Source organism: Stenotrophomonas sp. YJH_SMC_110, from assembly GCF_059369255.1.
This window is the reverse complement of the sequence record NZ_JCAFSM010000001.1, coordinates 120,574-147,258: the sequence shown is the minus strand read 5'-3', so window position 1 is coordinate 147,258 and position 26,685 is coordinate 120,574. Positions and strand designations below refer to the sequence as shown.

The 26,685-nt window shown below is 67.3% G+C and carries 25 protein-coding genes and 1 tRNA gene; 17 read left to right on the top strand and 9 right to left on the bottom strand.

Going from position 1 to position 26,685, the window contains the following annotated elements; all coding sequences use genetic code 11:
• The first annotated feature begins 518 nt into the window (after positions 1-518).
• From AC5P6H_RS00645 to AC5P6H_RS00605, 9 genes are all read left to right on the top strand, one after another.
• On the top strand, positions 519-938 hold the full coding sequence (locus AC5P6H_RS00645) for a DUF2946 family protein (RefSeq protein ID WP_049404920.1): 420 nt from the start codon (positions 519-521) through the stop codon (positions 936-938).
• Between the two features lie 72 nt (positions 939-1,010).
• Positions 1,011-3,074: a TonB-dependent copper receptor gene (locus tag AC5P6H_RS00640; protein WP_495202223.1), complete on the top strand. Its 2,064-nt coding sequence runs from the start codon at positions 1,011-1,013 to the stop codon at positions 3,072-3,074.
• Between the two features lie 273 nt (positions 3,075-3,347).
• The gene (locus tag AC5P6H_RS00635) at positions 3,348-4,454 is read left to right on the top strand and encodes an efflux RND transporter periplasmic adaptor subunit (RefSeq protein WP_134809224.1); all 1,107 of its coding nucleotides are present in this window, start codon (positions 3,348-3,350) and stop codon (positions 4,452-4,454) included.
• On the top strand, positions 4,451-7,576 hold the full coding sequence (locus AC5P6H_RS00630) for an efflux RND transporter permease subunit (RefSeq protein ID WP_032957173.1): 3,126 nt from the start codon (positions 4,451-4,453) through the stop codon (positions 7,574-7,576). The genes AC5P6H_RS00635 and AC5P6H_RS00630 overlap by 4 nt, the downstream gene beginning before the upstream one ends.
• Entirely contained in the window at positions 7,569-8,171 is a 603-nt protein-coding gene (locus tag AC5P6H_RS00625; protein ID WP_049440418.1) for a GNAT family N-acetyltransferase, read from the top strand. The genes AC5P6H_RS00630 and AC5P6H_RS00625 overlap by 8 nt, the downstream gene beginning before the upstream one ends.
• A 176-nt stretch (positions 8,172-8,347) precedes the next feature.
• Positions 8,348-9,856: an alanine/glycine:cation symporter family protein gene (locus AC5P6H_RS00620; protein ID WP_014648223.1), complete on the top strand. Its 1,509-nt coding sequence runs from the start codon at positions 8,348-8,350 to the stop codon at positions 9,854-9,856.
• Complete coding sequence (locus AC5P6H_RS00615; protein WP_046432259.1) at positions 9,857-10,690, top strand: TrmH family RNA methyltransferase; 834 nt, start codon at positions 9,857-9,859, stop codon at positions 10,688-10,690.
• Between the two features lie 166 nt (positions 10,691-10,856).
• Positions 10,857-11,843, top strand: a complete 987-nt coding sequence (locus AC5P6H_RS00610) for a hypothetical protein (RefSeq protein WP_241887063.1) — start codon at positions 10,857-10,859, stop codon at positions 11,841-11,843.
• A gap of 10 nt (positions 11,844-11,853) precedes the next feature.
• Positions 11,854-13,305, top strand: coding sequence for an alanine/glycine:cation symporter family protein (locus tag AC5P6H_RS00605; RefSeq protein WP_069116431.1), 1,452 nt, complete (start codon positions 11,854-11,856; stop codon positions 13,303-13,305).
• A 60-nt stretch (positions 13,306-13,365) separates the two neighbouring features.
• On the opposite strand, the gene AC5P6H_RS00600 is transcribed toward AC5P6H_RS00605, so the two are convergent.
• The 4 genes from AC5P6H_RS00600 to AC5P6H_RS00585 form a co-directional block, all read right to left on the bottom strand.
• On the bottom strand, positions 13,366-14,787 hold the full coding sequence (locus tag AC5P6H_RS00600) for a M28 family peptidase (protein ID WP_111206608.1): 1,422 nt from the start codon (positions 14,785-14,787) through the stop codon (positions 13,366-13,368).
• Positions 14,788-15,032: 245 nt separating this feature from the next.
• The gene (mscL, locus tag AC5P6H_RS00595) at positions 15,033-15,437 is read right to left on the bottom strand and encodes a large-conductance mechanosensitive channel protein MscL (protein WP_005418809.1); all 405 of its coding nucleotides are present in this window, start codon (positions 15,435-15,437) and stop codon (positions 15,033-15,035) included.
• A gap of 54 nt (positions 15,438-15,491) precedes the next feature.
• The gene (locus AC5P6H_RS00590; RefSeq protein ID WP_019660190.1) at positions 15,492-16,208 is read right to left on the bottom strand and encodes a fumarylacetoacetate hydrolase family protein; all 717 of its coding nucleotides are present in this window, start codon (positions 16,206-16,208) and stop codon (positions 15,492-15,494) included.
• Between the two features lie 75 nt (positions 16,209-16,283).
• Positions 16,284-16,565 carry a hypothetical protein gene (locus AC5P6H_RS00585; protein WP_005410817.1) on the bottom strand — a complete coding sequence of 94 codons (282 nt, stop codon included), beginning with the start codon at positions 16,563-16,565 and terminating at the stop codon, positions 16,284-16,286.
• 178 nt (positions 16,566-16,743) lie between these two features.
• Between AC5P6H_RS00585 and AC5P6H_RS00580 the strand changes: the two genes are divergently transcribed.
• A complete protein-coding gene (locus tag AC5P6H_RS00580; protein WP_049440406.1) occupies positions 16,744-17,079 on the top strand; it encodes a Rieske (2Fe-2S) protein in 336 nt (111 codons plus the stop codon).
• 303 nt (positions 17,080-17,382) lie between these two features.
• Here the strand turns inward: AC5P6H_RS00580 and AC5P6H_RS00575 are convergent, their stop codons facing one another.
• From AC5P6H_RS00575 to thiS, 4 genes are all read right to left on the bottom strand, one after another.
• Positions 17,383-19,230 carry an SLC13 family permease gene (locus AC5P6H_RS00575; RefSeq protein ID WP_032957191.1) on the bottom strand — a complete coding sequence of 616 codons (1,848 nt, stop codon included), beginning with the start codon at positions 19,228-19,230 and terminating at the stop codon, positions 17,383-17,385.
• 27 nt (positions 19,231-19,257) lie between these two features.
• The gene (gene trmB, locus AC5P6H_RS00570) at positions 19,258-19,992 is read right to left on the bottom strand and encodes a tRNA (guanosine(46)-N7)-methyltransferase TrmB (RefSeq protein ID WP_014648215.1); all 735 of its coding nucleotides are present in this window, start codon (positions 19,990-19,992) and stop codon (positions 19,258-19,260) included.
• Positions 19,992-20,786: a thiazole synthase gene (locus AC5P6H_RS00565; protein WP_005418798.1), complete on the bottom strand. Its 795-nt coding sequence runs from the start codon at positions 20,784-20,786 to the stop codon at positions 19,992-19,994. Before AC5P6H_RS00565 ends, trmB begins: the two co-directional genes overlap by 1 nt.
• A gap of 118 nt (positions 20,787-20,904) precedes the next feature.
• Complete coding sequence (thiS, locus tag AC5P6H_RS00560; RefSeq protein WP_005418796.1) at positions 20,905-21,105, bottom strand: sulfur carrier protein ThiS; 201 nt, start codon at positions 21,103-21,105, stop codon at positions 20,905-20,907.
• Positions 21,106-21,312: 207 nt separating this feature from the next.
• Here thiS and AC5P6H_RS00555 point away from each other — a divergent pair, with 207 nt between their 5' ends.
• From AC5P6H_RS00555 to AC5P6H_RS00535, 5 genes are all read left to right on the top strand, one after another.
• The gene (locus AC5P6H_RS00555; protein ID WP_069116424.1) at positions 21,313-23,166 is read left to right on the top strand and encodes an autotransporter domain-containing esterase; all 1,854 of its coding nucleotides are present in this window, start codon (positions 21,313-21,315) and stop codon (positions 23,164-23,166) included.
• A gap of 160 nt (positions 23,167-23,326) precedes the next feature.
• Positions 23,327-23,400: transfer RNA gene (locus AC5P6H_RS00550), tRNA-Gly, on the top strand.
• Positions 23,401-23,523: 123 nt separating this feature from the next.
• Positions 23,524-23,742, top strand: coding sequence for a hypothetical protein (locus tag AC5P6H_RS00545; RefSeq protein WP_032957205.1), 219 nt, complete (start codon positions 23,524-23,526; stop codon positions 23,740-23,742).
• Positions 23,743-23,919: 177 nt separating this feature from the next.
• A complete protein-coding gene (gene rimK / locus AC5P6H_RS00540; protein WP_005418651.1) occupies positions 23,920-24,798 on the top strand; it encodes a 30S ribosomal protein S6--L-glutamate ligase in 879 nt (292 codons plus the stop codon).
• A gap of 258 nt (positions 24,799-25,056) precedes the next feature.
• Positions 25,057-25,536, top strand: a complete 480-nt coding sequence (locus tag AC5P6H_RS00535) for a hypothetical protein (protein ID WP_032957208.1) — start codon at positions 25,057-25,059, stop codon at positions 25,534-25,536.
• Here AC5P6H_RS00535 and AC5P6H_RS00530 read toward each other — a convergent pair.
• Positions 25,511-25,642, bottom strand: a complete 132-nt coding sequence (locus tag AC5P6H_RS00530; RefSeq protein WP_495202222.1) for a hypothetical protein — start codon at positions 25,640-25,642, stop codon at positions 25,511-25,513. The genes AC5P6H_RS00535 and AC5P6H_RS00530 overlap by 26 nt on opposite strands.
• Between AC5P6H_RS00530 and AC5P6H_RS00525 the strand changes: the two genes are divergently transcribed.
• Positions 25,632-26,102 (top strand): hypothetical protein, encoded by a 471-nt coding sequence (locus AC5P6H_RS00525; protein WP_014648207.1) that lies wholly within the window; start codon positions 25,632-25,634, stop codon positions 26,100-26,102. The genes AC5P6H_RS00530 and AC5P6H_RS00525 overlap by 11 nt on opposite strands.
• A 115-nt stretch (positions 26,103-26,217) precedes the next feature.
• A complete protein-coding gene (locus AC5P6H_RS00520) occupies positions 26,218-26,679 on the top strand; it encodes a hypothetical protein (protein WP_014648206.1) in 462 nt (153 codons plus the stop codon).
• The last annotated feature ends 6 nt before the right edge of the window (positions 26,680-26,685 follow it).

The following is a 26,685-nucleotide window of genomic DNA, read 5'->3' as shown; positions in this document are numbered from 1 at the left end:
GTGTGGGCAGGCAGGACACGCCGTAAACCCATCCCTGGGGGCTCGATGGCGCCATCCATGGCGCCAACGGTCCTGTCTGCCCACACCGCCCCACCTCTGACAGATCTTCGCGGCTGTTGGTAGGTGTCGACCTTGGTCGACACGGTAGATCCACGCCATGCGGGGATGAAAGCTGTCAGATATCGAAATACATCTGGGGTCAGATCCGTTTTCCTTCGGAAAACGGATCTGACCCCAAAGCCGTTCCAACAGACCGCAGGAAACTGTCGAAGGCGGGGTGGGTCCGGTTGCGGGAGTGTCCGCGGCATGGATGCCGCGGCCAAGCCCCCATGGATGGGTTTACGGCGTCTCCCGCAACCGGACCCGCCCCGCCTACCCACAGGAACCCGCTTTTGCTGTTGCTTCGGCTCTTGCCGTGGACGTGGCCTCTGCAGGTGCAGGGCGCAGCCCTGCCGATAAACCCCTCCTGCGACGGTTCGTCGCACGGGCAACCCTGGACCCGGCTCTACACTAGCGGGATGACCCGGCTGTCCCGCCCGCAGCGCCTTCTGCTCCAGCTTGCCGTTCTGGCGACGCTGCTGATGGTGCTTGCGCCGCTGGTCAGCCGCGCGCTGCAGGCGCCATCGGTGGGCCACGCTGCGATGGCCGGCATGGACCACGCGCACATGCATCACGATGGCGCCGGATTGGGTCAGAGCCCTCTGCATGGGCAGAGGGATCCGGCCCCACCGGCCGATCCCCACGCCATGCACGGCGAAGCCTGCGAATACTGCGTGCTGGCGATGCGCCTGCTGCCGTGGCTGGCCGTGCTGGTGCTGCTGTTGCCGCTGTTGTGGCGGCCGCGGCTGGTGTTCCCCTGGTCGCGGCAGGTGCTGCCCGCGCTGTGCTGGCCGGCGCATGCCGCGCGTGGGCCGCCGCCTTTCTCCATCGTTCGCTGATGTCCCTGTCGAATCTGCCGCACGACGCCTGACCGGGCGCCGTGCGCGCGTGCGTACCTTGGAGCTGTTCCGATGAAAATGACTTCCCGCCCCGCGGGCGCCTGTGCGCGCCTGCCGGTTGCCCTTGGCCTGGCCGTAACTGCAACGCTCGCCCATGCCGCGCCCGCCGAAGAGGCGCGTACCCTCGACACCCTGGTGGTCACTGCTGCCGCACCGTCCTCGCCACTGCACTGGGTGACCGACCCACGCCTGCCGCGGCAGCCGGTACCCGCCAGTGATGGCGCCGATTACCTGAAGACCGTTCCCGGTTTCTCCGCCATCCGCAACGGTGGCACCAACGGTGACCCGGTGCTGCGCGGCATGTTCGGTTCGCGCCTGAACATCCTCAGCAATGACGGCAACCTGATCGGTGCCTGCCCGTCGCGCATGGACAATCCGCTGTCCTACATCGCGCCGGAGAGCTTCGACCGGCTGACCATCATCAAGGGCCCGCAGAGCGTGCGCTGGGGCGCAGGTGCCTCGGCTGGCACCGTACGCTTCGAGCGCGATACACCGCGCTTCGAAGAGCCGGGCCTGCGTGCCGATGCCAGTGCGCTGGTCGGTTCGCGCAACCGCAACGACCAGGTGCTCGACCTGACCCTGGGCAACCCGACCGGCTATGTGCGCGCCAGTGGCAACCGTTCCGAAGCCGATGACTACAAGGACGGCCACGGCGATGTGGTGCCATCGAAGTGGCGCAAGTGGAACGGTGACGTGGCGATCGGCTGGACGCCGGATGCCGACACGCTGCTGGAAATTTCTGCCGGTGCCGGAGATGCGATCGCACGCTATGCGGGACGCGGCATGGACGGGGCCGCGTTCGAACGCACCAGCTATGCCGCGCGCTTCGAGAAGCGCAACCTGCCGGGTGCGTGGGACACGGTGCAGGCCAACGTGTACTACAACGAGGCCGATCACGTGATGGACAACTATACGCTGCGTGCGCCGAACCCGAACAGCATGATGCCGATGCCGATGGCTTCGAACGTGGATCGCCGTACCCAGGGCGGCCGGGTCAGTTCCGAGTGGCGCTGGCAGGACGTGCAGCTGGTGGCGGGCGTGGACGGCGAAGACAGCCGCCATCGTGGGCGCATGGGCATGGGCCGCGGCACCTATCGCCAGGTGGCGTGGGAGACCGATGCCCACTTCCGCCGCTATGGCGTGTTCACCGAGTTGACCCTCGGCGCCGGCACCGATCAGCGTTGGATCAGCGGCCTGCGCATCGATCGCGCCAGCGTGCGCGACGAGCGGCAGTCGCTCCGCGGAATGATGGGCAACATGCCCAATCCGACTGCGGGCCAGCGTCGCAAGGAATGGCTCGGCAGTGGCTTCCTGCGCTACGAGCAGGACCTGGCCGACGGCCTGACCTGGTACGCCGGCCTCGGCCACAGTGAACGCATGCCCGACTACTGGGAGCTGTTCTCGCCCGACCACGGCCCGGCCGATGCGGTGAACGCGTTTGCCGGCATCCAGCCCGAGCGCACCACCCAGCTCGACGCTGGCCTGCAGTACAAGGGACCGCGCGTGCAGGCCTGGATCTCGGCGTACGCCGGGCAGATCCAGGACTACATTCTGTTCACCTACCACCGCAGCGGCGCGATGGGGATGAGCCAGGCCAGCAACGTCGATGCGCGCATCGCCGGTGCCGAGGCGGGGCTGGAAGTGAGCGTGGCCGAACAGTGGAAGCTGGGTGGCACGCTGGCCTATGCCTGGGGCGAGAACCGCGACCAGCAGCGTCCGCTGCCGCAGATGCCGCCGCTGGAAGCGCGCCTGAGTGCGAACTGGGAAGGCCAGCGCTGGAGCGCCGGTGCGCTGCTGCGCGCGGTGACCCACCAGCACCGTGTCGCAGATGGCCAGGGCAACGTGGTCGCACAGGATCTCGGGCCGAGCGCGGGCTTTGCCACCTTCGCGCTCAACGCGGCGTACCGTTTCGGTTCGCAGCTGCAGCTCAGCGCAGGCGTCGACAACCTGTTCGACCGCGCCTACAGCGAGCACCTGAACCTGGCCGGCAGCGCCGACTTCGGCTTCCCGGCCGACCCGGTGCGCATCAACGAGCCGGGGCGCAGCGTGTGGATGAAGCTGAACTACCGGTATTGATCCGCCGGATGTAAAAAAACGGGGCCGGATCCCCGCCAGGATCCGTCCCCGCCCGACGCCCTCCGTCGGGCAGCTTCGACTCTACGATGACTGACCCGGTGGTGCACGACGGGATACACCCCGATACACGCCGACACTGCCCATGGCAGCCTTGCACGGAATGGGTTCAAGGCGCTATCGCAGCCCTGGTTCCACGCCGGTAAACGCTTGGCACATACCGCTTTCAGGGGCACTTGCCTACACTCGGCGGCCGTGGATCAATTTGGACCGTTCATGTTGGCTCGTATCGCTTCGACCCTGGCCCTTGGCCTCAGCCTGGCCATGCTGGCCGGGTGCGCAGGCAAACAGGAGGCCGCCGCGCGTCGGCAGGGAGAAGCGGTGCCGGTCACTGCGCAGGTCGTGCAGTCCCGTCAGTGGAGCGACACCCTGCAGGCGCTTGGCACGGCCAAGGCGCGCGAATCGATCAGCGTGACCGCCAAGGTCAGCGAGATCGTCGAGAAAGTGCATTTCGAAAGCGGCCAGCACATTGCCGCCGGTGCGCCGATCGTGACCCTGCGTGGGCAGGCCCAGGAGGCCGCACTGGTGCAGGCGCAGGCGACCTTCCATGAAGCCGATCAGCTGTACAAGCGCCAGCGCGAGCTGGCCGCCCAGCGGCTGGTGTCCAGCGCCACGCTGGATACGCAGAAGTCGATCCGCGATGCCGCCGAAGCGCGCGTGATGCAGATGCAGGCAGACATCGGTGATCGCCGTGTGCGCGCGCCGTTCGCCGGCGTGCTCGGCATCCGCCAGGTCAGCCCTGGCTCGCTGGTGACTCCGACCACGGTCATCGCCACGCTCGATGACATCGAGCACATGCACATCGATTTCCAGGTGCCTGAAGTGGAACTGGCTGCGCTGGGCGTCGGTGACAAGGTCAGCGCCACCAGCGTGGCCTGGCCGGGCCGCACCTTCGAGGGCGTGGTCAGCACCATCGATGCGCGCATCGACCCGGCCACCCGTGCCGTGACCGTGCGCGCCGACTTTGCCAACGGCGACCATGCGCTGCGTCCTGGCATGCTGCTGGACGTGCGCCTGTTCCGCCCCGAGCGCCCGGCGCTGGTGATTCCGGAAATCGCCGTGGTGCAGGTCGGTCGCGATACCTTCGTGTACCGCATCAAGGCTGACGACAGCGTCGAGCGTGTGGACGTGGTGACCGGCGCGCGCCGTGCCGGCGTGGTCGAGATCAGGCAGGGTCTGGAAGCGGGCCAGCGCATCGTGGTCGATGGCACCGGCAAGCTGCGTCCGGGCCTGAAGGTTGCCGCCAAGGACGCAGCGCCCGCCAGTGGTGCAAAGCCCGCTGAAGACGCTGCGCCGGCCGCGGCCGAGGGCCACGGCGGATGAAGCTGTCCGACATCTCCATCCAGCGGCCGGTGTTCGCCGTGGTGATGAGCCTGTTGCTGCTGGTGCTGGGCGTGATGTCCTTCACCCGCCTGACCCTGCGCGAACTGCCGGCCATCGACCCGCCGATCGTCTCGGTCTCGGTGGACTACACCGGCGCCTCGGCGGCGGTCATTGAAAGCCGCATCACCCAGGTGCTGGAAGATGCGCTGGCCGGCATCGAAGGCATCGATACGATCAACGCGCGCAGCACCAACGGCCGCTCGCAGGTCAGCATCGAGTTCACCTCCAACCGCGATATCGAAGCGGCGGCCAACGACGTGCGCGATGCGGTCAGCCGCGTGGCCGACCGCATGCCGGAAGAGGCGCGGCCACCGGAGATCGCCAAGGTCGAAAGCGATGCCGACCCCATCATCTGGTTCAACATGGTCTCCTCGACCATGGACACGCTGGAGCTGAGCGACTACGCCGACCGTTACGTGGTCGATCGCTTTTCCAGCCTCGATGGCGTGGCCCAGGTCCGCATCGGCGGCCGCCAGCGCTATGCGATGCGGATCTGGCTGGACCGGGACCAGCTGGCCGCACGCGGGCTGACCACCGGCGACGTGGAAACCGCGCTGCGCAACGAGAACGTGGAGCTGCCGGCCGGCCGCATCGAGTCGACCGACCGTGATTTCACCCTGCGCGTGGAGCGCAACTACATCAAGCCCGAAGACTTCGCGACCATCCCGCTGGGCAAGGGCCGCGACGGTTACGTGGTGCGCATGGGCGACGTGGCGAAGATCGAGCTGGCCTCGGCCGAACGCCGCGCGTACTACCGCAGCAATGGCGAGCCCGGCATCGGGCTGGGCATCGTCAAGACCTCCACCGCCAACTCGCTGGACGTGGCGCGTACCGCGCGCGCTGAAGCCGAGCGGGTGGCGCTGACCCTGCCCAAGGGCACGCAGATCTTCGTCGCCTTCGACAACACCACCTTCATCGAAGCGGCGGTGGACCGCGTCTACGCCACGCTGGTGGAGGCGATGATCCTGGTGCTGGTGGTGATCTGGCTGTTCCTCGGCAGTTTCCGCGCCGCGTTGATCCCGGCGGTGACGGTACCGGTCTGCCTGGTCGCGGCGTTCATCGCACTGTATGCGTTCGATTTCTCGATCAACCTGCTGACCCTGCTGGCGCTGGTGCTGTGCATCGGCCTGGTGGTGGACGATGCGATCGTGGTGGTGGAGAACGTGCAGCGCCGCATCGACCTGGGCGAACCCCCGCTGGTGGCCTCCAAGCGCGGCACCGCGCAGGTCGCCTTCGCGGTGATCGCCACCACCGCCGTGCTGGTGGCAGTGTTCCTGCCGGTCGGCTTCCTGGAAGGCAACACCGGGCGCCTGTTCCGCGAGCTGGCAGTGGCGCTGGCCGCCGCCGTGGCGTTGTCCGCGTTCGTGGCGCTCACACTGACGCCGATGATGGCCTCCAAGCTGCTCAAGCCGCACACCGGGCAGGCGCCACGTGGCCTGCACGGCTTCATCAACCGCAACCTGGAACGCCTCGCGGGTGCCTATGGGCGGGTGCTCGATCACCATGTCGACCGCACCTGGATCTACCTGCTGGTGATGGTGGCCGCGCTGGTCGCCAGCTGGGGCCTGCTCAAGCTGCTGCCCTCGGAACTGGCGCCGGCCGAAGACCGCGGTTCGTTCCAGATCATGATCGACGGCCCGGAAGGTGCCGGCTACGACTACACCGTGCAGCAGGTGCAGCAGGTGGAGGCGCTGCTGGCCCCGCATGTCGGCCCGGACAAGCCGATCGTGCGTGCCAACCCGCGCGTGCCCGGTGGCTTCGGTGCCAGCGAGGAAATGCACACCGGCCGCGTCAGCATCTTCCTGCAGCCGTGGCGCCAGCGCAGCGAGGCCACGCCGGACGTGGCCAACGAACTGCAGAAGGAACTGGACACCATCCGTGGCGTGCGTGTGCGTACCCAGGTCGGTGGCGGCCTGGTGCGCAGCGGCGGGCAGCCGTTCCAGATCGTGCTGGGTGGGCCGGAATACGCGGAGATCGCGCAGTGGCGCGACCGCATCCTGCTGCGCATGGCCGACAACCCCGGCCTGGTCGGCCCCGACTCGGACTACAAGGAAACCCGGCCGCAGATGCGGGTCAACATCGACCGCCAGCGTGCGGCCGATCTCGGCGTGCCGGTCACCGCGATCGGTTCGGCGCTGGAAACCATGATGGGCTCGCGCCGCGTCACCACCTTCGTCGACAACGGCGAGGAGTACGACGTGCTGGTGCAGGCCGGACGTGACGGTCGCGCCAGCCCGGCCGACCTGGCCGCGATCCGCGTGCGCGCCACCTCTGGCGAACTGGTGCCGCTGTCCAACCTGGTCACGTTGAGCGAAGTGGCCGAGGCCGGCACCCTGAACCGCTTCAACCGCCTGCGCTCGATCACCATCAGTGCCGGCCTGGCGCCGGGCTATCCGCTGGGCGAGGCCATTGCCTGGGCGCAGAACGTGGCCCAGGAAGAGCTGCCGCAGTACGCGCAGGTGAACTGGAAGGGTGAATCGCGCGAGTACCAGAGCGCCGGTGGCGCCGTGCTGCTCACTTTCGCCATGGCCCTGCTGGTGGTCTACCTGGTGCTGGCCGCGCAGTTCGAGAGCTTCATCCACCCGCTCACCATCATGCTGACCGTGCCGCTGGGCGTGCTCGGCGCGCTGGTCGGGTTGTGGGTGAGTGGCGGTACGGTGAACCTGTTCAGCCAGATCGGCATCGTGATGCTGGTTGGCCTGGCCGCGAAGAACGGCATCCTCATCGTCGAATTCGCCAACCAGCTGCGCGACGATGGGCGCAGCGTGCGCGAGGCGATCATTGAATCGGCGATGGTGCGCCTGCGCCCGATCCTGATGACCTCGATCGCCACCGTGGTCGGCGCCATTCCGCTGGTGGTGGCCGGTGGTCCCGGTTCGGCCAGCCGTGGCACGATCGGCATCGTGATCATCTTCGGCGTGACCCTCTCGACCTTCCTGTCGCTGTTCGTGGTGCCGGCGTTCTATGCGCGGCTTGCCCCGTACACCCGTTCGCCGGAAGCGGTGAAGCGCGAGCTGGAGAAGCAGGAAGCGGAATCGCCGTCGGTGGGCGGCCATGCCTGACCGGCACACCGACGGGATCGGGTCCCTCGCTGACGGGGTCGGACCCCTTTCCCAAAGGGAAAGGGCTCTGCCCCCACTTCGAGGCGACGGCTTCCAGCTGCGCCCCTGGCGCCCGGATGATCTGGAATCGCTGCTGCGCCACGCCAACGATCCCGAGGTGTCGCGCGGCCTGCGCGACCGTTTCCCGTACCCGTACACGCGCACCGATGGCGAGGCCTTCCTCGCCGGCCGCGTGCTGGCCCCCGGAACCCTGAATCTGGCCATCGAGATCGACGGCCAGGCCTGCGGCAGCGTCGCTGCCCAGCAGGGCATGGCCGAGCGTGGGCACACCGCCGAACTGGGCTACTGGCTGGGCCAGGCCTATTGGGGGCACGGCGTGATGACCCGTGTGGTCGGGCTGTTCGCACCGTGGGTGATGGACGAGCTGCGCCTGTTCAGGCTGCAGGCCACGGTCGTCGACTTCAACCTCGGCTCGGCGCGGGTGCTGGAGAAGAACGGCTTCCAGGAGGAGGGCGTGGAGCGCTGCGCGGTCTACAAGCGCGGCGTGCTGCACGACCTTCGCCGTTTCGCCCGGGTACGCACCCAGCTGCCGTGAACACGCGGGCTGGCCGTTGTAGAGCCGAGCCCATGCTCGGCTGCCCTCGGGGGGGCCAAGCCTGGGCTCGGCTCTACAAAACAGCGCTACCGCAGCGGCCTGCGATCAGGGAGAATCGACCGGTCCCTTCCAGCCGACGGGACGTCCTTACAACCCGCCGACTGGAGAGAGCGCGCGTGGAAGCAACCGTACACTTCATCAACAGCATCATCTGGAGCAAGGCACTGATCTTCGTGTGCCTGGGCGCCGGCCTGTTCTTCAGCCTGCGCACGCGCTTCATGCAGATCCGTGGCTTCTTCGAGATGTGCCGCCTCACCGTCAAGGGTGAGAAATCCGACGCCGGCGTGTCCTCGTTCCAGGCCCTGGCCATGTCGATGGCCGGCCGCATGGGCATCGGCAACATCGCCGGCGTGGCTACGGCCATCGCCTTCGGCGGCCCCGGTGCGATCTTCTGGATGTGGGTGATGGGCTTCCTCGGCGCGTCCACGTCGTATGTGGAATGCACCCTGGCGCAGATCTACAAGACCAAGGACGCCGAAGGCCGCTACCGCGGTGGCCCGGCGTACTACATCGAAAAGGCCATGGGCCTGAAGTGGTACGCGCTGGCCTTCGCCATCGCCACGATCATCGCCGCCGGCTTCCTGATGCCGGGCGTACAGGCCAACGCCATTGCCGACAGCATCATCAACGCCTGCCGTGGCACCGCGCTGTGCGGTCCGCTCGATGGCCAGGCCTTCGGCATGGAATCGGTGCAGGCGCTGAAGCTGGGCATCGGCATCGTGGTGGCGCTGCTGCTGGGCGTGGTGATCTTCGGTGGCGTCAAGCGCATCGCCAACTTCGCCGAAGTGGTGGTGCCGTTCATGGCCGCCGGTTTCATCCTGATGGCCATCATCATCATGATCATCAACTACGACCGCGTGCCGGAAATGTTCGGCATCATCTTCAAGAGTGCCTTCGGCACGCATGCCGCATTCGGCGCGATGATGGGCCTGGCGGTGGAGTGGGGCATCAAGCGCGGCATCTATGCCAACGAAGCCGGCCAGGGCTCGGGCCCGCATGCAGCGGCCGCCTCGGAAGTCTCGCACCCGGCCAAGCAGGGCTACGTGCAGGCCTTCGCGATCTACTTCGACACCATGATGGTGTGCACCGCCACCGCGTTCCTGATCCTGGCCAGTGGTACCTACAACGTGTACTCGCCGGTGGAGGGCGCCGCGCCGATCTTCCAGGGCCTGGCCGGCATTCCCGAAGGTGCGGGCTACGCCCAGGCCGGCGTGGAAGCGGTGCTGCCGGGCTGGGGTTCGGCGTTCGTGTCGATCGCCATCTTCTTCTTCGCCTTCACCACCATCATGGCGTACTACTACATGGCCGAGACCAACCTCAGCTATGTGAACCACAACAGGAAGCGCCCGCTGACCGTGCTGGTGCTGCGCCTGGGCATCATCGGCATGGTGGTGTTCGGCGCGTTCCATAATGCGACCCTGGCCTGGGCGCTGGGTGACATCGGCGTCGGCCTGATGGCCTGGCTGAACATCATTGCCATCCTCATCATCCAGAAGCCGGCGATGCTGGCCCTGCGTGACTACGAACGACAGAAGAAGCTGGGCCTGGATCCGGTGTTCGACCCTGATGCCCTGGGCATCAAGAACGCCGATTTCTGGCGCCAGCGCAAGCAGGAGAGTGTGTAAGTGAACAACCCCTGGAACAACCGCCGCCCGTCCGCCCGTCCGCCGCGCGCAACGCCGTTGCCGCGCCCGGAGGTGCCGGCCACGGGCGGTGGTGGGCGCGGTGGCAGCGACGAGCTGCGCCTGTACGGCCTGAATGCCGTGCTGGCCGCGTTCGAAGCGCGGCCACAGGCGCTGCGCAAGCTGTACCTGCTGGAGGCGCGCATTCCGCGCCTCCAGCCGCTGCTGAAGTGGTGCGTGGCCAACCGCGTGGGGTATCGCGTGGTTGAAGACGGCGATCTGAACAAGCTTGCCGGCACCACCCACCACGAAGGCGTGGTGGCCGATGTGCTGCGCGCACCGGCGCTGCCGCTGGCGCAGTGGCTGGAGCAGGTCGGCGACGGCCCGGCGCTGGCGCTGTGGCTTGATGGCGTGGGCAACCCGCACAACCTCGGTGCGATCCTGCGCTCGGCCGCACACTTCGGCGCCAAGGCGCTGCTGCTGCCGGCCGGCAGCACGCTGGCGCTGTCCGGTGCCGCCGCGCGCGTGGCCGAGGGCGGTGCAGAAGCGGTGCCGCTGGTGCAGCTGCCGGAGACCGCCCAGGCGATGACGCAGCTGCGTGCGGCCGGCTTCGGCCTGGCGGCGACCCTGGTGGAGGGCGGTGACGACGTGTTCCGCACCTCGCTGCCGGCCCGCCTGGTGTATGTGATGGGCGCCGAAGGCGAGGGCATGGACCGCAGCCTGGCGGGAGCGTGCGACCAGCAGGTCTCGATTCCCGGCAGCGGCGCGGTGGAGAGCCTGAACGTGGCCTCGGCCACGGCGGTACTGCTGGCGCAGTGGGCGAGCCGCCGCGGCTGATCCGGTATCCCGGGTCGGATCCCTCGCCGCAGGCGAGGGCTCTGACCCCTTCCAGGGTCCGTAATTGCGTCAAGCGCGCATGATGTTTTGAAAGTTTCCTTATTGGTCAGCCGCTTCCGGCAACGCAGGGTGGAACTCCATCCCACGTTGTCCAGAAGAGGCTGCCATGCATCACCCACGCTGTATCCTCATCGCATTGCTGGTCCTGACCAGCGTCCTTGCCAACGGCCGTGCCGCAGCCAGCGAACGCAGCCTGGACGGCGTCAACTTCACCGGGCCGCTGATCACCCCCAACCCGGCTGGCCTGCCGCAGGGCAACTGGTACATCGAACCCTATCTGGTGCGGCTCGACAGCCGCGATCATTACGACGATGGCGGCCATCGCCGCCGCAGTGGGCAACGCAGCGGCGCATGGGCAACGGTGGTACCGATCATCTACGGCTTCAGCGACCGGGTGATGGGGCAGGTCAATCTCAGTGCATCGCGTGCCGAACAGGGCGGCGCGCGCAGCAGTGGTTTCCGTGCCGGTGACACCACCGCGCGCCTGCAGTACCTGTTGCAGGCGCCCAATGCCGATGGCACGCGTCCGGCCGTCTCGGTTGCGCTGGTGCAGCGCTTCAGCACCGGCAGCCATGACCGCATCACCGGCAATCCGCTCGATGCGCAGGGCGACGGTGTGCAGCGCACCACTGCCGCATTGGGCGTGCAGCAGGTGGTCTGGCTGGGTAACGACCGCCCGCTGCGCTGGCGTGCCCAGCTCAGCGCCGGGCCTGCGCCGTCGCGGACGGCGATCTCCGGGGCCAGCGTCTACGGCACCGACGACAGCTTCCAGGGGCACATCTCCCGGGGGTCGGTGCTGGGCCTGTCGGTCGGCGCCGAGTACAGCTTCAATCCGCGCTGGGTGGGCGTGATGGAAGTGGCCGCCAGCCGCGAGACCGGCCAGCGCCTGAGGGGTTTCGCGCGCAACCCCAGCGGTGGTTTCGAACGCATCGACGAGCATCGCCCGGCCAGCCGCAGCGTCACCCTGGCGCCGGCCGTGGAGTACCACTTCAGCCCGTCACTGGGCCTGATCGCCGGCGTCGAGTTCAGCGTGGCCGGCCGCAACACCGGCCGCATCATCAGCCCCCAGGTCGCCCTGGGCATGTTCTTCTGAGGGGCCGCCGATGAACATCGAATCCATCGTCAACGCGATCCTTGGCGTCGTCTGGAGCCCCTACCTGGTGGTGCTGTGCCTGCTCACCGGCCTGTACTTCAGCGTCCGCACGCGCTTCATCCAGCTGCGTGCATTGCCGGACATGCTGCGCCTGATGTTCCGCCATGAGCGCTCCGATGCCGGCGTGTCGCCGTTCCAGGCGTTGTCCCTTTCGCTGTCCAGCCGCGTCGGCGTGGGCAACATCGCCGGCGTCGCCATGGCCATCGCCTTCGGCGGGCCCGGCGCGATCTTCTGGATGTGGATCGTCGCCTTCCTCGGCGCATCCAGTGCCTTCATCGAATCCACGCTCGCACAGATCTACAAGGAGCGCGACGGCAAGGGGCAGTACCGGGGCGGCCCGGCGTACTACATCGAAAAAGGCCTCGGCCAACGTTGGTATGCAGTGCTGTTCGCATTGGTGACGGTGCTGGCGGGCGCGATGCTGGCCGGCACGCAGTCCAATGCGATCACCAGTGCGGTGAACGAAGCCTGGGACGTGCCGGTGATGACCACCACGGCGGTTCTGCTGGTGGTGCTGGGTGCCATCCTCATCGGCGGTGTGCGGCGCATTGCGCGCGTGGCCGAATGGGTGGTGCCGCTGATGGCCGTGGCCTACCTGCTGGTCGCGGCGCTGGTGATGGTGCTCAACGCGGACAGGGTGCCGGAGGTGATCATGCTGGTGCTGCGCAGTGCATTCGGCGTGGATGCGGCGTTCGGCGCGATGATCGGCACCGCCATCCAGTGGGGCGTGCGCCGTGGCGTGCTGTCCAACGAGGCCGGCATGGGCAGTGGTGCGCATCCGGCCGCCGCCGCGGAAGTCTCGCATCCGGTCAAGCAGGGCCTGGTGCAGTCGTTCTCGGTCTACATCGACACAATGGTGGTGTGCAGTGCGACCGCCTTCCTGATCCTGTCCACCGGCCTGTACAACGTCTACGACCCGGCGGTGAACGGTATTCCGGATGAGGCGCGCCTGCTGCTGGGCAATCTGCCGGGTGTCGAAGCCGGGCCACGCTTCGTGCAGCACGCGGTGGAATCGACGCTGCCGGGCTTCGGCCGTTCGTTCGTGGCGCTGGCGATCCTGCCGTTTGCGTTCACCACCATCCTCGCGCTGTACTACATGGCCGAGACCAACGTCAGCTATCTGTGCCGCGATCGGCCGGCGGCGTGGCTGATGGGCGTCTTCCAGTTGCTGTTCCTGGCAGCGACCGGCTACTCGGCGGTGAACAGTGCAACGGTGGCCTGGTCGCTGGGCGACATCGGCGTCGGCCTGATGAGCTGGCTGAACATCATCGCCATCCTGCTGCTGCAAAGGCCTGCCCTGGCCGCACTGCGCGATTACGAGGCGCAGAAGCGCAAGCAGCGTGATCCGCTGTTCAAGCCGCAGACGATCGGGGTAAGCAACACCCGGGTCTGGGAGAGCTAATACGATCAGGGGTCAGATCCCTCGCCAAGGGCGAGGGCTCTGACCCCCTGTGTCACCGCATCACTCGTTCGGCGGCGTGGTCGCCTTGGCCTCGCTGCCAAAGCTGCCGTCGGCTTCCGCCGCCAGGTAGGCGAACACGGTATACGCGGCCACGTTCTGCGCCAGCGCCTTCGGGTCGATCTTGTCCAGCGTGTCGTCGGCGGTGTGGTGCAGGTGGAAGTAGTCCGAGCCGTCCTGCGCCAGCCACGCCCACGCACCGCCCTTGGCGGCCAGCGGGCCGACGTCCGGGCCCGGGCCACCCTTGTCGGCCTGGTACTCGATGCCCAGCGGCTTCATTACTTCGGCAATCTGCTTCGTCGCTTCACGTGAGCCTTCCGGATTCGGTGAACCAGTATTGAAGGCATAGATGCGGCCTGCGCCGAAGTCGCTCTCGGCGGCCAGCTGGTGCAGGGCCACGTCCTTGGCGTGTGCCTCGGCATAGGCCTTGCCGCCGTAGAGGCCCTGTTCCTCGTTGGCGAAGGCGATCACGCGGACGGTGCGCTTCGGTGCCTGCTTGAGCTGGCCGATCAGGTGGCCGGCGGCCATCGTGATGCCCACGCCCGCGCCGTCATCCACGGCGCCGGTGCCCAGGTCCCACGAATCCAGGTGACCACCGATCACCACCACTTCCTTCGGCAGGCTGCGGCCGGTGATCTCGCCGATCACGTTGTACGAGGTGGCGGTGCCGTCCCAGCCGCAATCCAGTGCCACCTTCACTGTGGTGCTGCCACGCGCCAGCAGGCGGGCCAGCTGGTCGGCATCGGGCACCGACAGCGCGGCCGACGGCACCGGGGTCAGGCCGTCATCGAAACGGGTGATGCCGGTGTGCGGCACGCGGTGCGAGTCGGTACCGGCCGAGCGCATCAGGAAGCCGACCGCGCCCTTGCGGATGGCTTCGGACGGGCCCTTGCTGCGGATCGCACCGCCGCGGCCGTAATCGCGGCCATCGCGGAAGGGCAGCATCTGGTAATCGACGAAGGCGATCTTGCCCTTCAGCGAACCTGCCGGTGCGGCCTGCAGCGCGGCCAGATCGGCGAATCGCACCACCTCGGCTTCCACGGTGCCACCCGGGCTGCCGCCCAGTGCGGTGATCTGCAGCGGCTGCGGGTTCCTGCCGGTCACGGCGGCGTGTTCACTGCGGCGCTCCCATTTCGGGAATGTCACCGGCTCCTTCCAGACCTTGTCGAAGCCCAGGGCCTTGAACTTGGCTTCGGCCCAGGCAACGGCGCGGGCATCGGCTTCGCTGCCGGCGATGCGCGGACCAATCTCGGTGGTGAGCGACTCGACCACCTTCCAGCCGGTGTCATCGGCCAGCGCCTGGTCGCGCAGCTGCGCGGCGGTCGCCAGCGAGGCGGGGGGCAGGGTGGTGGTGCGCGGTGCCGCGAAGGCCGGGGCGGCCAACAGGGCGAGGGAGGATGCGATGGCAAGGACGCGGCGACGCATGGACAACTCCGGGAAGGGACCTAAGCCTTGGAGCTTAACAGTCGTTCAGCCCGGCGCATGGGCGGGAGGTCATGGCTGGCGCGGATGCTGTTTTCCGCCAGATGCAGCAAAGCGAAAGCCCCGCCGGAGCGGGGCTTTCGCCTGCTTCTGTAGAGCCGAGCCCATGCTCGACTGCCTTTTGCAGATCAGCCGAGCGTGGGCTCGGCTCTACAGGTGGGAGGGGCGCCCATAGGCGCCCGGTACCCTTACTTCTTCAGGCTGTCGCGGATCTCGCGCAGCAGCACCACTTCTTCGGCCGGCGCCGCCGGTGCCGCTTCCTTCTTGCGCGACAGGCGGTTGATCGCCTTGACCACGATGAAGATCGCGAAAGCCACGATCACGAACTGGATGACGGTGTTGATGAAGTCGCCGTAGCCAACCACCACCGCCGGGATCTCCTTGCCATCCGGTCCGAGCCGGGCTGGCGACAACGTCCAGGCCAGGCTGGAGAAGTCCACGCGGCCGATCAGGTAGCCCAGCGGTGGCATGATGATCTTCTCGACCAGTGCGGTCACGATCTTGCCGAAGGCCGCGCCGATCACCACGCCGACGGCGAGGTCGATGACGTTGCCGCGCATCGCGAATTCCTTGAACTCGGTGAGCATTCCCATTGTTGTTTTTCTCCGGTGGGGAAGTGGACAGCGCGCAGGGTAGCGCAGGTGATGTCAGCCGGCGATCACGCCGTGGCGCTCGGCCACGTTTTCCAGGCGCGCGCTGAAGCGGTCGCCGGGCTTGAGCGCGGCCACGCCGGACGGCGTGCCCATGAACACCAGGTCGCCGGCACGCAGCTGCCACAGCTTGGACAGCTCATGCAGGATCTCCGGCACGTTCCAGATCATCTGGTCGAGCAGTGCCTGCTGGCGCACCTCGCCGTTGACCTCCAGCGACAGGTTCAGCGCGGCCAGGTCGCCGACTTCCTCGGCGTGGACGATTTCGCTGATCGGCGCGGAGGCGTCGAAGCCCTTGGCCGCGTCCCACGGGTGGCCCTTGTCCTTGGCCGCGGCCTGCAGGTCGCGGCGGGTCAGGTCCAGGCCGACGGCATAGCCGTAGACCAGTGCGTCGGCGTCGGCCACGGCCAGCTCGCCGGCGGGCGCATCGCGGCCGATCGCCACCACCAGCTCCACTTCGTGGTGCAGGTTGGCGGTCGCTGGCGGGTAGGGGATTGCATCGTCGTGGCCGACCACGATCGCATCGGCCGGCTTGCTGAAGAACATCGGGCGGCCACGGTCATCGGCCGCCGGCACGGCCGCACCCATTTCGCGGGCGTGGTCGGCAAAGTTGCGGCCGACGCAGTAGATGCGGTGCACGGGGAAACTGCCACCACCGGCTACCGGCACACGCGGCAAGGCTACGGCAGGGATCACATCGGAGACATCGGACATGCGGGCATCCAGGAAGGGCGTGCCCGCAGTCTAGAACGCATGGCGCCCGCCGTCAGCGGGCGCGGAGGAGGTGGATCAGCGCGAGGCCGGCAACACCGGCTTGCGTACCACGCGGTATTCGCCTTCGACCACGGTCGGGTCGACCGGACGGGCAACACCCGGCTTGCGCGAGGCCAGCAGCTTCCACGCCAGGCCGACCAGGATCATCGCCGCACCGACGAACACACCGATGAACACCATCGCGGCCAGGATCGCCAGGCCAAGCAGGCCCACGGCAACGCGCACCAGCGGGTGGCGCGGCTTGCGCGGCGCGAACAGGGTGCGGAACTGGTTGAAGGCGGATGCGCGATTGAACATGGCGGCTCGATAGGCTGGGATCAGCGAAACCAGAGTATCGGGACGCGCCACTGTCATTGAGTGAAAAACTCGTTAAATATAGCCTGTGCTTATTACGGATCAATGACTTGTGTTCATGTCGCAGCCAGTCACCTGAGTGGGCATGCGACAATGCGGGTTTACCGTACGAGCCTTCGCCATGACTGCCGCTGCTGCCCTGATCGCCCTGGATGCCATTGCCGATGGCGCGTTTGCCGAGGTTGAAGCGGTGGTCGATGGAGATGCCGAATCGCTGGTGCTGTACCGCGACGGCGCGCAGGTGCGCGCATTCCTGAACATCTGCCCGCATGCCGGCCGCCGCCTGGACTGGGCGCCGGGGCAGTTCCTGAAGAGCCGCGAGGGCCACCTGGTGTGCGCCGCGCATGGCGCGTCGTTCGCGCTGGACAGTGGCGACTGCATCGCCGGCCCGTGCAAGGGCGACCGCCTGCGCGCGGTGCCGATGGACGTGCGCGACGGGCAGGTCTACCTGGCCTGAGGCCAGAAGCAGTCGAGCACGGCTCGACGCTACAAAAGCCGTGTCGACCAAGGTCGACAGCTACCAGAGCGAGATCCGTGCCGACCAACGGTCGGCACCCACCACCAGCCGCGTGAAACTGTCGAAGGCGGCGCACTGTGGGTTTGCGGGGTGTGAGCGGCATGGATGCCGCGGCCAAGCCCCCATGGATGGGTTTACGGCGTCCCCGCAAACCCACAGTGCCCCGCCATCCCACGGAATGCCCGCTGTTGCTGTTGCTTCGGCTTCTGCAGGTGCAGGGCGCAGCCCTGCCGATCAAGTCCCTCAGAACATCAGGTTGATCATCAGCACCACCACGCAGGTGTAGATCAGCGACAACGGGCCGCCGACCCGCCACATCTCGCGCGGGGTGTAGTTGGCCGGGCCGGTGATCATCGAGATCACCGGGTTGGAGGCCGTCATCAGGTTGTTGGACGCCGACAGCGCCACGATCAGTGCGAACGCGGTCGGGTTGCCACCCGCCGCCAGTGCCAAGTTCACCGCAATGGGCACCATCACGATGGTCGCGCCCACATGGCTGATCACCAGCGAGAACGCCGTGGTCAGCAGCGCCAGCGCCACCTCCAGCACCCACACCGGAATGCCGGTCGGCAGCTTGTCGATGGTATGGCCGGCCACCCACGCGGCCGCACCGCTGGAGTCCATCGCCCAGCCGAGCGGAATCAGCCCGGCCATCATGAACACCGTCTTCCAGTTGATCGAGGCATAGGCCTCGTCCATGCGCAGCACGCCGGTCAGCAGCATGCCGGCCACGCCGGTCATCAGCGTCAGCGCCACCGGCAGCTTGCTGGTCAGCGCGATCAGGATGGTCAACGCGAAGATCGCCATCGCGATCTTGAACTTGTGCGGGCGCTGCTCGCCGGTCGGGTAGTCGGTCACCACCACGAAGTCGCGGCTCTTGGCAGCCTGCGCCAGGTCGGTCCAGATGCTGTGGAACACCAGCATGTCACCGGCGCGCAGCTGCACGTCACGCACGTCCTCGCGGATCACCTGCTTGTCACGGTTGATCGCCAGCAGGCTGATGCCGCGCTCCTTGCGCAGGCGCAGGTCGGCCGCACTCTTGCCGATCACGTTCGAGGTCGGCGGCACCACCGCCTCGGAAATGCCGGCGCGGCTGGGGTTGAACAGGTCGCCCAGGTGCTTCAGGCGCGAGGACATGCGCAGGAACTGGTTCTGCGCGAAGTCGCTGATCTGCTGGCGCGGGCCCATCGCACCGAGCACGCTGCCGACCCAGATGCGCATCTCCGCCGGCGGCGCCAGGCGGGTGTCATTGCCGGTCTTCAGGGCCAGCAGCAGTGGCGCATCGTGCAGGGTCTCGGCCTCGCCCAGGGTCATGCCGACCAGCGGGCTTTCGGCGCTGACCACCAGCTCGAACACATCGCCTTCGATGCCGTAGGTCTTGGCAAAGTAGCTCTCGGTTCGCGCCGGGGTGACCCCGTCGTTGACCAGGTTTTCTTCCTCGATCAGCTTGCGGTCGCCGTAGTAGCGGAAGTACAGCAGCGAGGCGACCAGCAGTGCCACGCCGATCGGCAGCGGCGCGAACATGCGCAGCGGCTCGATGGTGGCCAGGCCGGAGGGCAGGTTGTTGTTGGCCGAGGCCAGCAGATCGTTCAGCAGGATCAGCGGCGAATTGCCGACCATGGTCAGCGCACCGCCCATCACGATCGCCGCCGAGATCGGCAGCAGCAGGCGCTGCATCGTCAGCCCGGTGCGCGCTGCCAGTCGCGAGGCGACCGGCAGGTACAACGCCATCACCGACGGGTTCTGCATGAAGGATGAGTTCAGGCCGGCGATGGCCGTGGTCATCATCAGCAGCCGCTGCTCGACACCGTGGCCGCGCCGCAGCAGCCAGGCGGCCAGCCGGTTCAGCGCCCCGGTGCGGTCCAGACCCGCACCGAGGATGGTGGTGGCGATGATGCTCATCACCGCGTTACCGGAGAAACCGCCGAAGATTTCCTCCGGCGCGATCAGTCCGGTGACACCGAGCACCACCAGCACCACCAGCGCGACCACGTCGGCGCGGATGCGCTCGAACAGGAACATCGCCATCGTGAAGCCGACCAGCCCGAGCACGAGCTTCATGTCGTTGGTCAGCGTCAGCGCGGTATCCATGTGGGGCGCGGCGTCCTCAGGCGATCGTCAGGTGCGGTCGTACAGCAGGTCCCAGACGCCATGGCCGAGCTTCTGGCCGCGGGTCTCGAAGTGGGTCTGCGGGCGCCAGTCCGGGCGCGGCACGCTGCCACGCGGGCCGGCACGGTTGACCAGGCCGGCGGTGGCATCGAGCACATCCCACATCTGCTCGGCGTAGTCCTCCCAGTCGGTCGCGCAGTGCAGGCGGCCACCCGGGCGCAGCTTGCGCACCAGCAGTTCGGCGAACGCCGGCTGCAGCAGGCGGCGCTTGTTGTGGCGCTTCTTGTGCCACGGGTCCGGGAAGTAGATGCGCACTTCATCGAGCGCGCCGTCGGCGATCTCGTTCTGCAGCACTTCCACCGCATCGTGGTGGTACAGGCGCACGTGGTCGGCATTGTCCTCGGCCAGCGCGTTCAGCAGACGGCCCACGCCCGGGGCGTGCACCTCGATGCCGATGTAGTCGCGCGACGGGTCGTGCTGGGCGGCGAAGCGCAGCGCGGCACCGTTGCCGAAGCCGATTTCCAGCACCTTGTGTGCCGGGCGGCCGAAGGTGGCGTCCAGGTCACGCAGCTGGCCGTTGTAATCGATGCCGAAGCGCGGCCAGCGTTCGTCGAACGCGCGCTGCTGGGCAGGGGTGAAGCGGCCCTGGCGCAACACGAAGCTGCGCACCTCGCGGCGGCCCTCGCTCACGGTGAAGGGCTTGGGCGGGGCCTTGGAACCGGCGCTGTCAAAAGGATTGGTCATCAGCCGATCAGCCCATCCACCGGCGAGGAGGCGCTGGCGTAGCGCTTGCGCGGGATGCGCCCGGCAAGGAAGGCCTCGCGACCGGCCTCGACCGCCTTGCGCATCGCACTGGCCATCAGCACCGGGCTGCGCGCACCGGCAATGGCGGTGTTCATCAGCACGCCGTCGCAGCCCAGCTCCATCGCGATCGCCGCATCCGAAGCGGTACCGACGCCGGCGTCGACGATGATCGGCACCTTGGCGTCTTCGATGATCTGCAGCAGGTTGTACTTGTTCTGGATGCCCAGGCCCGAACCGATCGGCGCGGCCAGCGGCATCACCGCAGCGCAGCCGATCTCTTCCAGGCGCTTGGCCAGGATCGGGTCGTCGGAGGTATAGACCATCACCTCGAAACCGTCCTTGACCAGCTGCTCGGCGGCCTTCAGGGTCTGCATCACGTCCGGGTAAAGGGTCTTCTGGTCGCCCAGCACTTCCAGCTTGGTCAGGTTGTGGCCGTCCAGCAGCTCACGGGCCAGCCGGCAGGTACGCACGGCGTCCTCGGCGGTGTAGCAGCCGGCGGTGTTGGGCAGGATGGTGAAGCGCTCCGGCGGCAGCACGTCCAGCAGGTTCGGCTCGCCCGGGTTCTGCCCGATGTTGGTGCGGCGGATGGCCACGGTGACGATCTGGGCGCCAGCGGCCTCGGTGGCCAGGCGGGTTTCTTCCAGGTCCTTGAACTTGCCGGTGCCGGTCAGCAGCCGCGAGCCATAGGTCTTGCCGGCGATCACCAGCGAATCGGGGGAGACATGAACGTTCATGGCGCGATTATCGCTTATCCGCCTGAAGATGGGGTCACGCAGAGGGCGGGGTCGAGCGTGGGGTCAGATCCCTTTGTCATCGGCAAAGGGATCTGACCCCTGAACAGCCGCGCAGGCCTCAGCCCCCGCCCAGCGCGTGCACGATCTCCACCACGTCGCCTTCGGCCAGGACGTGCTCGCCATGGCGGCTGCGGCTGACGATCTCGCCGTTGACCTCCACCGCCACCCGGCGCTGCAGCAGCTGCTCGGCCTGCAGCAGGTCGTGGAGGGTCGCCGAAGCGGGCAGGGTACGGGGTTCGCCGTTGAGCTGGATGTTCATCGCCGCATTGTCGCCGATGGCCTGCGCGGATCGGAACCCTTGCAAATTTCGTTGATCGCCAGCCCCGGCACAGCGTGGTCCAGTGCCCTCAGGCGACAATCCATGCGGCGGCGCAGCGTGAGCAAAACGCGGCGCAGTGGAACCATTCACCGTGCGCCGGCGTACGTCCGCCGGGTCCTCAACGATATCCCCACAGGAGTTTTTTACATGCTGCTCAGCAAACGCCCGATCCGCTCCCTGATGGCGGCCGCGATCGCGCTGGCCGCGCTTCCGGCCATGGCAGGCGAATCCCCCTATTCCAAGGCCGTGTTCTTCGGTGACAGCCTGACCGACGCTGGCTATTTCCGCCCGCTGCTGCCGGCCGATGTGCGTCCGGTGACCGGCCAGTTCACCACCAACCCGGGTTGGGTGTGGGCGCAGCAGGTCGCCAACTACTACGGCCTCAACGGCACGCCCAACGGCAATGGCCAGAACGGTGACAACTACGCCGTCGGCGGCGCCCGTGTATCGGCCGACGAAGCGGGTGGCCTCGGAGCCATTCCGTCGCTGAAGTCGCAGGCGACCCGTTACCTTGCTGCGAATGGTGGCAAGGCTGACGCCAATGCCCTGTACACCGTATGGGGCGGTGCCAATGATCTGTTCGCGGCCACGCGCGCAGCGGCCGGTGGTGCCTCGCAGGCCCAGGTGCAGGGCATCATCGGCGCCGCGGTCACCGACCAGATCGCGCTGGTGGGCGCCCTGAAGCAGGCCGGTGCCCAGTACGTGCTCGTGCCGAATCTGCCGGACGTGGGCATCACTCCGCAGTTCCGTGGCCCCAACGCCGCCGCCGCCACTGCACTGTCGGCCGGTTACAACAAGGCCCTGTACGGTGGTCTGAAGCAGGCGGGCATCGAGTTCATTCCGCTCGACACCTTCAGCATCCTGCGTGAAGTGACCGCCAACCCGGGCATGTACGGCTTCACCAACGTCACCAGCACCGCCTGCAAGATCGATCCGGCCAACTCGACGCAGAGCATCCTGACCTGCAACCCGACCAGCTACGTCAGCCCGGATGCGGCCAACACCTACCTGTTTGCCGATGGCGTGCACCCGACCACCGCCGGTCATCAGCTGCTGGGCCAGTACGCGGTCTCGGTGCTGGAAGGCCCGCGCCTGCAGCAGGTGCTGAGCCACTCGGCACAGACCATCGGCCGCTCGCGCGCCGATCAGGTCAGCATGCACCTCGGCGGTCGGCCGGCTGACGGCCTGTCCTGGTGGGGCGGCGTGCGCGGTGACCTGCAGCGCTACGACCACGCCGACCTGTACGACGGCCTGGCCCCGGCCGGCCTGTTCGGTATCGACTGGGCCCGCGACGGCATGGTGTTCGGCGGTTTCGCCGGCTTCGGCCGCCTCAGCGCCGACTTCGGCAACAGCCGTGGCGACTTCACCCAGAAGGACACCACCGCAGGTCTGTTCGCCGGCTGGTACGGCGATCGCATCTGGGTGAACGGCCAGGTCAGCTACACCTGGCTGTCCTATGACGTTAACCGCAAGGTCCAGCTGGGCCCGGCCACCCGTGAGCACGGTGGTTCGCCGGACGGCAGCAACCTGACCGCCGCCCTGAACGCCGGTTACGAGTTCGGCACCGAAGGCGGCTTCCGCCACGGCCCGATCGCCTCGGTGATCTGGCAGAAGGTGAAGATCGACGGCTACACCGAAAGCGCCGCGGCCGGCACCCTGGCCACCGCACTGGGCTATGACCGCCAGAACGTCGATTCGACCGTCGGCCGCATCGGCTGGCAGGCCCGTTTCGATGGCGGCGCCGTCAAGCCGTACGCGCAGGTGACCTACGATCACGAGTTCGAGGACACCAAGCAGGCCAGCGCCTGGCTGCAGACCCTGCCGGAACTGGGCAGCTACCGCGTGCCGGGCCTGAAGTTCGACAAGAACTACGCCACCGTCGTGCTGGGTGCCCGCACCGAACTGTTCGGCCTGCAGAGCAACTTCGGCCTGAGCGCGTCGACCGGCCAGAAGCGCGCGCAGGACGCCACCCTGTTCGCCAACTTCAGCGGCACGTTCTAAGCAGCACCCGCTGGGGTCGGATCCCTTTCCGCAAGGAAAGGGCTCTGACCTGTTGCGCCGGGGGGCGGATCCGTTTCCGCCAGGAAACGGCTCTGACCCCATTGCGGCATGCTGCCATTGCGCAACACCGGCCCCACCGCATAGACTTTCACCGCGCACTGCGGGCGTAGCTCAATGGTAGAGCTGTAGCTTCCCAAGCTACTGACGTGGGTTCGATTCCCATCGCCCGCTCCAATCGCGCCACGCGCGTAGACAGAAGGCCGCTCATCAGCGGCCTTCTTCATTTCTGATTAGTTTCATATCCACGGCCATACGCGCCCGGTTAGCGTTGCCGCATTTCCTACACGGAAGCAGCGCATGGAAACGAAGGACGACGTCGTCGGCAGCCTTCATGAGATCTACAGGAACTCCGGTGCCGGCACCTCCCGCCAGCTGGCGGCAGTGCGCGCACTGGGTCGCGCCGGTGGGCCGAAGGCCGCGCAGCTTCTGTGGCAGATCTATGAGGGGACCTCGGCCGGATCGGTCACGCAGATGGCCTGCATCGCAGCGCTGGGTGAATCCGCGCGCGGGTTCTGAAGCGGACCCAGCCCGCATGGTGATGCGGGCCTGTGGTGTATCCGGCGACGGTTACTCTTTCGCCGGAATCGTCGCCGCAGGAGCCGGCCACTACCGGCGCAGGCAGCACGGGCCAGGCATCATCCACCCGCCACACGCCCGCGCTATGCTTCGCGCCTGCCGACCGATCCCACCGCGATGAAGCTCGCCATCCTGTCCCGCAACAGCTCCCTGTATTCCACCCGTCGGCTGGTCGAGGCGGCGCGCGCGCGCGGCCACACCGTGCGCATCCTGGACCCGTTGCGCTGCTACATGCGCATCGCCGCCGATGGCTTTTCCATGCACTACAAGGGCCGGCCAATGACCGGCGTGGACATGGTCATCCCGCGCATCGGTGCCTCGATCACCCGCTACGGCACCGCGGTGCTGCGCCAGTTCGAGCTGATGGGCGCGCGCACGCCCAATCCGTCCGACGCCATCCTGCGTTCGCGCGACAAGCTGCGCGCGCACCAGCTGCTGGCGGCCAAGGGCATCGACATGCCGGTCACCGTGTTCGGCGACAACCCCGACGACACCGTCGACCTGCTGTCCATGCTGGGCCCGCCGCCGCATGTGGTGAAGCTCAATGAAGGCACCCAGGGGCGCGGCGTGATCCTGACCGAGAAGGCCAGTGCCTCGCGCGGCATCGTCGAAGCGCTGCGCGGCCTGTACGCCAACTTCCTGATGCAGGAATTCATCGGCGAGGCCAAGGGGGCCGACCTGCGCTGCTTCGTGGTGGGCGACCAGGTGGTGGCGTCGATGCAGCGGCAGGCACCGGAGGGCGACTTCCGCTCCAACCTGCACGCCGGGGGTACCGCCGTGGCGGCCAAGGCCAGCCGTGCCGAGCAGCAGGTGGCGGTGCGTTCGGCCAAGGCGCTGGGCCTGTCGGTCTGCGGCGTGGACCTGATCCGTTCCGCGCGCGGCCCGCTGGTGCTGGAGGTCAACTCCACGCCCGGGCTGGAAGGCATCGAAGCGGCCTGCGGGGTCGACGTGGCGACACGCATCATCGAGCACGTAGAGAAGATCAAAAAACCCTGATTATCCATGGGGTTATGATTCTCACCGGCAAATGATCCGGGCCTTTAACGAGGCTTTAATCGGATCGGGCGTAGGCTTCAGCGAACCGCAGCTCTGCCTCTCAGCAGGATCGGTATCGGGATACGACTTCAGGCCCAGGCGGGTGCACCGTCTGGGCCTTTTTTATGCCTGTCGGCCCCATGCCCAAGGTCTCTTGTGGAGGCCGCGTGACGGTCGTAGAGTTGGCCCTTCGTTCCGGGATGGATCGGGAGGTTGGCGATGTACCGCATCATGATGATCGCGTTGCTGCTGGGCCTGTCTGGCGCTGTTGCCGCCAAGCCGGAGAAAGTGGCTGTACAGATGGACCGGCAGGGCTCGGTCGCCGAGCAGATGCGTCAGGTGGAAACCGCCCTGGCCGCCCCCGACTATGCCGAACTGTCCGCCGAGGATCGCGGCCAGGTGCAGCAGTCGCTGTCGCGTATCCGCCAGCACATGGGCGAACGCCAGACCGTGCAGGAGCTGCCGCCGCAGCTGCAGGCCGAGGTCTTCAACGAGCAGGAACGCATCAACACCCTGTTGGCGCGTGGCCATGAAGACAGCCGGCAGATCTGCAGGTACGAACGCACCACCGGCAGCAACATGCCCAAGAGCCGCTGCCTGACCGTGGCCGAACGGCGCCGGATCGAAGAGAAAGGCAAGGCGCTGATCAACGACCAGCGCAGCTACAACACGCTCAGCCCACCGCCCGCCGGGCGTTGACCGCACCGCCCTTCGGCCCATCGAGCGTGCCGTGACGGCGCATCGGTGGCACCGCAGGATCGATGTTCCACTCATGGAAGAACCTGGAGGTAACGATGCAGCGCATGACCCCCTTCGCCCTGATGCTGGGCCTAGCCCTGGCCACCACCGCCCACGCCAAGCCCGAGAAAGGGCAGGTGAAGTTCGACGCCAACGCACCGGTGGCCGAACAGATCCGCAACGTTGAGACGGCGATCAACAGCGAGGACTACAGCGAGATCGGGCTGGAAGACAAAAGCCGCGTGCAGCAGGCGCTGGGCCGCATCAAGATCAAGATGGGCGACCACGAACGCGTGGAGCAGGTCAGTCCGCAGGACCGCACCGAGATCTTCAACGACCAGGAAGTGATCAACACGATCATGACCCGCGCCCACGCCGACAGCCGCATGGTCTGCCGTCGTGAACGCACCACCGGCAGCAACATGCCGCAGAGCGTCTGCCTGACCGTGGCCCAGCGCCGCAAGGCGCAGGAAGACAGCCGCAAGGCGCTCAACGACAACCAGCGCTTCAACAACTACAAGCCCTGATCGCTGCCGGACCGGTCGCATGCCGCCATCGGTCACCCTGCCGTGCGTCCCTTGTGGGCGCATCGGCGGAATCGTAAAGTCGAGACCCTATTCATGGACGAACATGGAGCTCGTCATGTACCGCAACACGACACTTGCCCTGATGCTGTCGCTCGGCCTGGTAGCCACCGTGCAGGCCAAGGCGCAGAAGGACACCGTGCAGATGGATGCCTTCACCCCGGTGTCCGAGCAGATCCGCCGCGTTGAAACGGCCATGGGCAGCGAGGACTACAGCGAGATCGGGCTGGAGGACAAGAGTCGCGTGCAGCAGGCACTGAACCGGATCCGGATCAAGATGAATGGCCGGGAGAAGGTGGATGAGCTGGCCCCGCAGGAGCGCAACGACCTGTTCAACGAGCAGGAGATCGTCAACACCATCATGACCCGCGCCCAGGCCGACAGCCGCATGATCTGCCGCCGCGAGCGCCTTACCGGCAGCAACATGCCGACCAGCGTCTGCCTGACCGTGGCCCAGCGTCGCAAGGCCCAGGAAGACAGCCGCCGGGCGCTGACCGACCAGCAGCGCATCAGCCGCTGACCGCTC